The organism is Micromonospora musae, assembly GCF_003626545.1.
Taxonomy (GTDB): Bacteria; Actinomycetota; Actinomycetes; order Mycobacteriales; family Micromonosporaceae; genus Micromonospora; species Micromonospora musae.
The window spans coordinates 1-1,092 of record NZ_RAZS01000027.1; the positions used below are offsets into that span (position 1 = coordinate 1).

The following is a 1,092-nucleotide window of genomic DNA, read 5'->3' on the forward strand; positions in this document are numbered from 1 at the left end:
TGTTCTGCCCGGAGAGGTTGGGGACGCGGCTGGCGGGTGGGCCGCCGAGGGCGGTGTGGTGGCGGTGATTGTTGTAGGCATGGAGCCAGGCGGGCAAGGCCGCTCGTCGGGCGGCTTCGGACCGGTAGGGCTTGGCGTAGGCCCATTCGTCAGTCATGGTCCGGTGAAAACGCTCGACCTTGCCGTTTGTCTGGGGCCGGTAGGGGCGGGTCTTCTTGACGGTGACACCGAGCTGGGCGCAGGTGTCGTGCCAGAGCTGGGACTTGTAGCAGGAGCCGTTGTCGGTCAGGACGCGGCGGACGGTGATCCCGGATGCGGTGAACCAGGCGTGCGCGCGTTGCCAGAAGGCGGCAGCGGTCTCTTTACGTTCGTCGTTGAGGATCTCGGTGTAGGCCAGCCTTGAGTGATCGTCGATCGCCGTGTGCAGGTAGGCGTAGCCCAGCCGGGCGCCGCCCCACGCGTCGGTGCGGTGACCTGCAGTGGCGCTCCGGTTGAGTTTGCCGCGAGCGCGGCCCTGGGTGCGCCAGCCGCCGCCGTCGGGGATGTTGCCGAGCTTCTTGATGTCGACGTGAACCAGGTCGCCGGGATGAGGGTGCTCATAGCGGCGGATCGGCTCTCGGGTAGCCCGGTCCAGATGGGCCAGGCGGGCAACGCCCGCCCGGCGCAGGATCGCATGGCACGTGGAGGCGGGCAGATCCAGGCGACCGCCGATCCGCGCAGGTCCCCAACGCCGGCTGGTACGCAGATGCAGCACCTGGCGTTCTACTTGCGGGCGGGTGCGGTTCGGGCTGCGTCGCGGCCGGCTGGAGCGGTCTTTCATGCCCGCGGCGCCTTCGACGCGGTAGCGATCGGCCCAGCGTTTCGCTGTTGTCGGGCTGACCTGGAACCGCTCCGCAGCCCGGCGCAGCGGCCAGCCGTCGTCGACGACGCAGCGGGCCAGACGCAGTCGCCCGCGTTCGGTCAAGGGTGCATTAGCGTGGGTCACGAGGACCTCCTGGGTGGTGCGGAACCTTCGACAAGCTCCACCTCACCCGGAGGTCCTCACCCATTTCAAGATCTAAGTCCTGTCACCAACGTCCGTGGACAGAACAC

General features: G+C 68.3%; 1 protein-coding gene. It reads right to left on the reverse strand.

What is annotated here, in order from left to right; genetic code table 11:
* Positions 1-985 (reverse strand): IS481 family transposase (locus tag D7147_RS32040; protein WP_120684477.1); only part of this gene is annotated, 985 nt, incomplete at its 3' end.
* Positions 986-1,092 lie beyond the last annotated feature (107 nt).